7 protein-coding genes are annotated in these 7,046 nt (G+C 74.6%); 5 read left to right on the plus strand and 2 right to left on the minus strand.

What is annotated here, in order from left to right; all coding sequences use genetic code 11:
- The first annotated feature begins 12 nt into the window (after positions 1 to 12).
- From ACFUEL_RS08500 to ACFUEL_RS08510, 3 genes are read left to right on the plus strand one after another with little or no spacing between them, the layout of a single operon-like run.
- Positions 13 to 975: a phytanoyl-CoA dioxygenase family protein gene (locus ACFUEL_RS08500; RefSeq protein ID WP_380235287.1), complete on the plus strand. Its 963-nt coding sequence runs from the start codon at positions 13 to 15 to the stop codon at positions 973 to 975.
- Positions 972 to 1,940 carry a thiamine pyrophosphate-dependent dehydrogenase E1 component subunit alpha gene (locus ACFUEL_RS08505; RefSeq protein WP_380235288.1) on the plus strand — a complete coding sequence of 323 codons (969 nt, stop codon included), beginning with the start codon at positions 972 to 974 and terminating at the stop codon, positions 1,938 to 1,940. Before ACFUEL_RS08500 ends, ACFUEL_RS08505 begins: the two co-directional genes overlap by 4 nt.
- On the plus strand, positions 1,937 to 2,899 hold the full coding sequence (locus ACFUEL_RS08510; RefSeq protein WP_380235289.1) for an alpha-ketoacid dehydrogenase subunit beta: 963 nt from the start codon (positions 1,937 to 1,939) through the stop codon (positions 2,897 to 2,899). Before ACFUEL_RS08505 ends, ACFUEL_RS08510 begins: the two co-directional genes overlap by 4 nt.
- Before the next feature lie 145 nt (positions 2,900 to 3,044).
- Here the strand turns inward: ACFUEL_RS08510 and ACFUEL_RS08515 are convergent, their stop codons facing one another.
- Together ACFUEL_RS08515 and ACFUEL_RS08520 are read right to left on the minus strand one after the other, a co-directional pair.
- Positions 3,045 to 4,226: a globin domain-containing protein gene (locus tag ACFUEL_RS08515; protein WP_380235290.1), complete on the minus strand. Its 1,182-nt coding sequence runs from the start codon at positions 4,224 to 4,226 to the stop codon at positions 3,045 to 3,047.
- A gap of 170 nt (positions 4,227 to 4,396) precedes the next feature.
- A complete protein-coding gene (locus tag ACFUEL_RS08520) occupies positions 4,397 to 4,945 on the minus strand; it encodes an RrF2 family transcriptional regulator (RefSeq protein WP_380235291.1) in 549 nt (182 codons plus the stop codon).
- Between the two features lie 258 nt (positions 4,946 to 5,203).
- Here ACFUEL_RS08520 and ACFUEL_RS08525 point away from each other — a divergent pair, with 258 nt between their 5' ends.
- Both ACFUEL_RS08525 and ACFUEL_RS08530 read left to right on the plus strand, forming a co-directional pair.
- Positions 5,204 to 6,694 carry a carboxyl transferase domain-containing protein gene (locus ACFUEL_RS08525; protein WP_380235292.1) on the plus strand — a complete coding sequence of 497 codons (1,491 nt, stop codon included), beginning with the start codon at positions 5,204 to 5,206 and terminating at the stop codon, positions 6,692 to 6,694.
- Positions 6,691 to 6,969, plus strand: coding sequence for a hypothetical protein (locus tag ACFUEL_RS08530; protein ID WP_380235293.1), 279 nt, complete (start codon positions 6,691 to 6,693; stop codon positions 6,967 to 6,969). The genes ACFUEL_RS08525 and ACFUEL_RS08530 overlap by 4 nt, the downstream gene beginning before the upstream one ends.
- The last annotated feature ends 77 nt before the right edge of the window (positions 6,970 to 7,046 follow it).

Genomic DNA, 7,046 nt, shown 5'->3' on the forward strand with positions numbered 1-7,046 from the left:
GGGGAGAGGGAAGTGACCACCGCCATCGAGCAGTTCGAGTTGACCGAGGAGGAGTCGGCGCTGCTGCCGACCGTCGAGGAGGTGCTGCAGTACGCGGAGCGCGGCTGGTACCTGTCCCGGCGGCTGTTCACCGACGCCGAGCTGGACGCGCTGCAGGCCGCCACCGAGCGCTACTACGCGGGTGAGCGGAGCCGCGAACTACCGGCCCTACCGCCGCACTTGGCGTCCTGGAAGCCCTCGGACGGGCCGGTGCAGCGGCACAACGACTACGTGCACTACGAGCACGCGGAGATCGGCCGGATCCTGCGCAAGCCGCTGCTGGGCGCGGTCGCGGCCCGCCTCGCGCAGGCGGAGGAGATCCGGCTGTTCCAGGCGACGCTGATCTACAAGCCGCCGGTGCCGGGCGAGCCGAGCAACGTGGTGCCGTGGCACTTCGACAAGCACTACTGGCAGACCTCCACCTCGCAGCGGATGCTGACGGCGTTCCTGCCGTTCCACGACTGCACGGAGGAGATGGGCACCATCACCATGGTGGACGGCAGCCACCGCTGGGAGGAGCGGCCGGGCGGCGACGACTCGACCCGGCACTTCGCCGCCCGGGACCGCTCGGAGCTGGAGCAACTGCTGCACGAGAACGCCGAGTTCAACGGCACCGAGGTCCGTACCGTGCCGGTGGAGATCCCGCGCGGGCACGTGTCCTTCCACCACTGCCGCACCTACCACGGCTCGGGCCCGAACCGGTCCGCGCAGCCGCGCCGGGCGGTGTCGCTGCACCTGCAGGACGGGTCGAACCGGTACCGCTCGTTCCTGCGGCCGGACGGTTCGCCGGTGGTGTACAACCACGACGCGGTGGTGCGGCGGGACGCGAACGGCCTGCCGGACTACGCGGACCCGGAGTTCTGCCCGGTGCTGTGGCGTTCGGGGCCGGGGCGCTCGGGGCCGGGACGCTCGGAGCCGGGGCGGTCGGGCCGGTGAGCCTGCCGCACCTGGCGAACCCGGCGGGCCGCTACCGGACGATGCGGCTGATCCGCTCGTTCGAGGAGCTGGCCCTGGAGTGGGTCCGCTCGGGGCTGGTGGTCGGCGGCACCCACCCGTACAGCGGGCAGGAGGCGGTGGCGGTCGGGGTGTGCGCGGCGCTGGATCCGGCCGACCGGCTGACCTCCACCCACCGCGGGCACGGGCACGTGTTGGCCAAGGGCGCCGATCCGGGCCGGTTGCTGGCCGAACTGCTTGGCCGGGTCGGCGGGTTGAACGGCGGCCGGGGCGGTTCGATGCACGCCGCGGACTTCTCGCTGGGCATCCTGGGCGCGAACGGCATCGTCGGCGCGGGCGCGCCGATCGCGGTCGGCGCGGCCTGGGCGGCCCGGCGGCGCGGTGAACCGGCCGTGGTGGCCTCGTTCTTCGGCGACGGCGCGCTCAACCAGGGCGTGCTGCTGGAGTCGTTGAACCTGGCGTCGATCTGGCGGGCGCCGGTGGTGTTCGTCTGCGAGAACAACGGCTACGCGACGACGCTGCCGGCCGCTTCGGCGGTGGGCGGTTCGGCGTGCGGCCGGGCGGCGGCGTTCGGCATCCCGGCCGAGACGGTGGACGGGATGGACGTGGAGGCGGTCCGGGCGGCGGCCGAACGGGCGGTGGAGCGGGCGCGCACGGGGGGCGGTCCGTCGTTCCTGGAGTGCCTGACGTACCGGTTCGAGGCGCACCACACGATGGAGCGGCGCTTCCGGCTGGCCTACCGGACGGCCGAGGAGGTGGCGTCCTGGCGGGAGCGCGACCCGCTGGCGACCGGCCTTCCGGAGGCCGCGGCGATCGACCTGGAGGTGGCCGAACTCCTCGCCGCCGCAGCCGAGTTCGCGCTCTCCTCGGCGGAGCCGGATCCGGCGACGGCCACTGACCACCTGTACGCGAGCGGGCTGCGGCCCCGGTCGGGAGCGGCCCTGTGACGCTGTTGTCGTACGCCAAGGCGATGAACCGGGCGCTGGCGGACGCGCTGGAGGCCGACCCGGCGGTGTGCGTGTTCGGCGAGGACGTCGGCGCGGGCCTGGCCGGGCTGACGCCGGGCCTGCAACGGCGCTTCGGCGCCGAGCGGGTGGTGGACGTGCCGCTGTCGGAGCAGGCGTTCACCTCGGCCGCGATCGGGGCGGCGCTGACCGGGATGCGTCCGGTGGTCGAGTTGCAGATCCCGTCGCTGCTGTTCCTGGTGTTCGAGCAACTCGCCAACCAGGCGCACAAGTTCTCGCTGATGACGGGCGGCCAGGCCCGGGTGCCGCTGACCGTGGTGGTGCCGGGTTCGGGCTCCCGCAGCGGCTGGGCGGGCCAGCACTCGGACCACCCCTACGGCCTGTTCGCGCACGTCGGCATCAAGACGCTGGCGCCCGCGACGCCCACCGACGCGTACGGGCTGCTGAGTTCGGCGATCCGGGACGACGACCCGGTGGTGCTGTTCGCCCCGGCGGGCGCGCTGGGGGTGCGCGAGGACGTGACGACGCCGCTGGTGCCGGTGCCGATCGGCGAGGCCCGGATCCACCGTCCGGGCACCGACGTGACGGTGGTCGCGGTCGGCCACCTGGTGCACCAGGCGCTCGCGGTGGCCGAGGAGTTGGCGGACGAGGTGTCGGTGGAGGTGCTCGATCCGCGCACCCTGTACCCGCTGGACCGGACGGCCCTGGTGGAGTCGCTGGGGCGCACCGGCCGGCTGGTGGTGGCCGACGACTCCAACCGCTTCGCCGGTTTCGCCGCCGAGGTGCTGGCCGTCGCCGCCGAGGAGTGCCGGCTGCTCGCCCCGCCCCGCCGGGTCACCCGCCCGGACGGCACGGTCCTCCCGTTCGCCCCGGCGCTGGACCGGGCCCTGCAGCCGAGCGACGGGCAACTGCGGGACGCAATCCGGGCCGTGCTGAAGTGACCGTGCTGAAGTGACCGCGTCGGCGCGGGGGCGCTGTGGCGGGGAAGGGCCCGGCCCCCGGAGCGGTGCGCACTGCTCCGGGGACCGGGCCCGTTGCGTCATCCACCGTTTCCCGCACGGCAGTTGACGGCCTCGGGGGCTGCGGTCAGTCCTGGCCGAGCCACATGTCGGGGCCGAAGACCTCGTAGTGGATGTCGGCAGCGGGCACGCCCGCGGCGAGCAGCTGGGTACGGACGGCGCGCATGAACGGCAGCGGGCCGCACAGGTAGGCGACGGCGTCGGCGGGGACGTCCAGCGCGGCCAGGTCGACCAGGCCGGTGCGCTCGGCGGGCCACTCGCCCTCGGGGCGCTCGTACCAGACGTACGCCTCGGCGGCGGGGAGCTTGCCGACCAGCTGGGCGAACTCGTCCCGGAAGGCGTGCGCGGACTCCTGCTGGTCACCGTGCACCGCGATCACCTTGCGGGTGGCGCCGGTCTCGGCGAGGTGCGCGAGCATGCCGACGATCGGGGTGCAGCCGATGCCGGCCGAGGCGAGCAGCACCGGCCGGTCGCCGTCGGCCAGCTGCACGTCGCCGAACGGGGCGCTGACCAGCAGGGTGGCGCCCTCGTCGATGTGCTGGTGCAGGTGGTTGGAGACCTCGCCGGCCGGGTCGCCGGCGACCTTCTTGACGGTGATCTGCAGGCCGCCCTCGGGCTGCCCGGACAGGCTGTACTGGCGGATCTGGTGGGCGCCGTCGGCGAGTTCGACCTGCACCGAGACGTACTGGCCGGGCCTGTGCGCCGGAACGGGCCCGCCGTCGGCGGGGCGCAGCAGGAAGGTCGCCACGTCGGCGGTCTCGGCGGTGCGGGCGGCCACCGTGTAGGGGCGGCGCTCGCCGCGGGTGCCGCTCTCCTCGTACAGCCGGGCCTCGATGGCGATCAGCGCGTTGGCCATCAGCCAGTACACCTCGTCCCAGGCGGCGGCGACCTCGGGGGTGACGGCCTCGCCGAGCACCTCGACGATGGCCGCGAACAGGTGGGTGTGGACCACCTGGTACTGCTCGGGGGCGATGCCGAGCGAGGCGTGCTTGTGGGCGATGCGGGCGAGCATGGCGTCCGGACGCTGGTCGGGGTGCTCGACCAGGGCGGTGGCGAAGGCGGCTATCGAACCGGCCAGCGCCTGGCGCTGGCTGCCGTCGGCCTGGTTGCCCCGGTTGAACAGGTCGCGCAGCAGTTCGGGGTGGGCCGCGAAGAGCCGGCCGTAGAACGAGCCGGTGATCTCCCCGATCGCCGCGCCCACTGCGGGGAGGGTGGCGCGCACGGTCTCCGCGGACTTCTCGGACAGCATCCGAAACTCCAAACTCGCATCTGAGATGCGTATTCAACGGTGTGGGAAAACCTATTACTGAGGGCTTGCTGCTACTGGACCTGCCGCCGCCGGACTTGCCGCCCGCCCGGTCCACTGCTCGCCGGCCCACTGCTCGCCGGCGCCCGTCTCGATGCTCGTCCGGCGGGCGGCTACGCGGAAGGGCCGAACGGCCCCGGCCCCGGCGGGCCGGACGGACCGGGCAGGCCCGGCGCACTCGGTGCGTTTGGCGTACTCGGCACACTCGGCAGGCCGAGCAGGACCGGACCGCCGGACTCGCCGCCCGCTCCGCCTCCCCCGCCCTCTCCGCCGACCAGGTCGTCCACGGTCAGCGGATCGAGCGAGGCGTAGAACGCCTCCTGCGCCCGGTGCAACGCCCCGCGCAGCCGGCAGGAGTGGCGCAGCGGGCAGGGCGGCTCGTCCTCGCAGCCGACCACGTCGCCGACGCCCTCCAGCTCCCGGACGATCCGCCCGAGCGATCCGGTGCGCCCGGCGGCGGTCAGGGCGAGCCCTCCGCCGCGGCCGCGCCGGGCCTCGACGATGCCGAGGTGCTGGAGGCGGCTGACCACCTTCGCCGCGTGGTTGTAGGGGACGCCGACCGCCTCGGCCACCTCGCGGGTGGTCGGGGTCTGGTCCTCGTCCAGCACCGCCAGGCGCATGGCGATGCGCAGTGCGATGTCGGTGCCCTTGGTCAGCCTCACGGCGCTGACTCTAACCAATTGCGCATCTTGGATACCAATTACATCGGTGTCTGCTGCATCACGTTCCGCCGCGCTCCCGCCGCGCCGCGTACCGGTGATCCTGCTCACCCCTGTGCGCCGCACCGGTCGGCCGCCGTCCCGCCCCGCTAGCCTCGGGTGACGCCCGGCCGCCCTCCCGGCGACCCGGGCCGCGACCTTCCCGCTCCCCCCGCCCTTCCCCCCGCCCTTCCCCCCGCCCTTCTTCCGACGGAGGCCCCGGTGACGGCACGCCAACTCCTCGACCTGCTGGTCGATCCCGGCACCTTCCGCAGCTGGGACGAGCCGGTCACCGCCGAGCACGCCGACGCCGGCTACCGGGACGCACTGGCCCGGGCCCGCGCGCGCACCGGCCTGGACGAGGCCGTGCTCACCGGGCGCGCCCTGCTGGACGGGCGGCCGCTCGCCCTGGTCGCCTGCGAGTTCGCCTTCCTCGGCGGCTCGATCGGCGTGGCCACCGCCGAACGGATCACCCGCGCCGTGGAACGCGCCACCGCCGAACGCCTGCCGCTGCTCGCCCTGCCGGTCTCCGGCGGCACCCGGATGCAGGAGGGTTCGGCCGCGTTCCTGTGCATGGTCCGGATCACCGCCGCCGTCCACGCCCACCGCACCGCCGGACTCCCCTACCTGACCTACCTGCGCAACCCCACCATGGGCGGGGTGTTCGCCTCCTGGGGCACCCTCGGCCACCTGGTGCTGGCCGAACCGGCCGCCCGCCTCGGCTTCCTCGGCCCCCGGGTGTACGAGGAACTGCGCGGCGAGCCGCTGCCGCCCGCCGTCCAGCGCGCCGAGACCCTCGCCGCGCACGGCCGGCTGGACGCGATCGTCCCGCCCGAACGGCTGCGCGCCTTCCTGGCCCGCGCCCTCACCGTCCTCACCGCCCGCCCGGCCGAGCCCGTCCCCGCCGCTGTTCCCACACCCGCTCCCGTCTCTCCGCCCGCCCTCGAGGCCCCGGACGCCTGGGAGTCGGTACTGCTCAGCCGCCGCCCCGACCGACTGTCCGCACTCGAACTCCTGCACCACACCGCCGAGTCGCTCCTCCCGCTGGACGGCGACAGCGCGCTGGTCCGGGCCCTGGCCCTGATCGGCGGACGCCCCGTGATGGTCGTCGCCCAGCAGCGCCAGGGCCCGGACCAGCCCCAACTCCCGGTCACCGCAGCCGATCTGCGGGCCGTCCGACGGCAGGCGCAGATCGCCGAGGAACTCGGCATGCCGCTGCTCACCGTGGTGGACACCACCGGCGCGGAACTCTCGATCGAGGCCGAACTCGACGGCGTGGCACTGGAGATCGCACACTGCCTGACCACCCTGGTCGGGCTGCGCACCCCCGTCCTGGCCGTACTGCTCGGCCAGGGCAGCGGCGGCGGCGCGCTCGCCCTGCTGCCCGCCGACCGGGTGATCGCGGCCCAGCACGCCTGGCTGGCCCCGCTGCCGCCCGAGGGCGCCTCGGCGATCGTCCACCGCGACGGCGAGCACGCGCCCCAACTCGCCCGCGCCCAGGGCATCACAGCCACCGAACTGACCGCCACCGGCCTGGTCGACCAGGTCGTCCCCGAGAGCACCGACCTGGCCGACCTGCGCGAGCGCCTGGCCGCCGCCGTCACCGCCGCGCTGGCCGAACTCGCCGAACTCCCGGACGCCGAACGCCTCGCCGCCCGCGCCACCCGCAACCGCCGCCTCGGCGGCCCCACTTCAGGAGACACCCCGCGATGAGCACCACCGACCCGCTGGTCCCCGTCCTGGCCGGCGTGCTCGCCGACCTGCTGCGCTTCCTCGACGAGTGCGGGGAGGAGGAGGTCGCCGACGACACCGCCGTCCAACTCCTGGAGAACGCTTCCTGGGAGCTGAACCGCCTCCCCGAGGCCCAACGTGACCGCCTGACCGCCGTGTTCGCCGACCTGGCCGCCGCCGAACCCGACCCCGGGCGCCGCACCGCGCTCGCCGAGTTCCCGTACAACTGCGGCCTGGTCGAGGAACCGCCCTCCTGAGCAGCCCCGGCACCCGACACCCGACCCCCGGCACCCCGCGGCGGTGGCCGGTCACGGCGCCGCCGCAAACGCCGCCC

It is taken from the genome of Kitasatospora sp. NPDC057198, assembly GCF_042670125.1.
GTDB lineage: Bacteria > Actinomycetota > Actinomycetes > Streptomycetales > Streptomycetaceae > Kitasatospora.

What these genes read in the sequence shown, in the direction of transcription:
- ACFUEL_RS08515 (WP_380235290.1), bottom strand. Translation starts at nt 4,226, where the DNA reads ATGCTGTCCGAGAAGTCCGCGGAGACCGTGCGCGCCACCCTCCCCGCA.
- ACFUEL_RS08530 (WP_380235293.1), top strand. Translation starts at nt 6,691, where the DNA reads ATGAGCACCACCGACCCGCTGGTCCCCGTCCTGGCCGGCGTGCTCGCC.